Below are 544 nucleotides of genomic sequence, written 5' to 3'. Positions count from 1 at the left end.
GCATGAAGGACGGTAGGATCGCCCATGAAGGCCCGCCGGAAACCATCATCACCAGCGATGTGCTCACCGCAATCTACCAGACCCCGGTCCGCGTCGAGCTGATCGGGGAGCGCCGTATCGGCATCTATTACGAATAGCGGGCGTCAGCGCACATGCAGGCGATCGACGCTGAAGACGCGGTTCATCACCACCAGCGCCAGGAGCGTTACCAGCATCATGCTGGCCGATACCGCATAGACGGTGGGCTCGAGCACGAAGGTTGCTTCGGCATAGATGCGGACTGGCAGGGTGGTGGTGCGGGCATTGGTGAGGAAGCTGGTGACGGTGACTTCGCCAAAGCTCATCAGGAAGGCCATGATGCCCGAGGCCACGAGGCCCGGCATGAGCCCGGGGATGACGATGAGCACGAAGCGCCTGATGCCATCGGCGCCCAGGCTTTGAGCGGCTTCTTCCTGGGCGCGGTCGAGTTGCTGCACCGAGGCAACCAGCAGGCTGATGCTGAAGGGGATGACCAGCACGACATGCAGGGCCATCAGGCCGACAA

1 protein-coding gene is annotated in these 544 nt (G+C 62.7%); it reads right to left on the bottom strand.

Annotated features, from left to right (window positions below):
* Positions 1–143: 143 nt before the first annotated feature.
* Positions 144–544: ABC transporter permease (locus ACI3KS_RS19650; RefSeq protein ID WP_404920223.1), on the bottom strand; the 401-nt coding region annotated here is incomplete at its 5' end.

The organism is Microbacterium sp. ZW T5_45, from assembly GCF_044987415.1.
Classification (GTDB): domain Bacteria; phylum Actinomycetota; class Actinomycetes; order Actinomycetales; family Microbacteriaceae; genus Microbacterium.
Note: the sequence above shows the minus strand (reverse complement) of the source record. Positions and strands in the feature narration are given on the sequence as shown.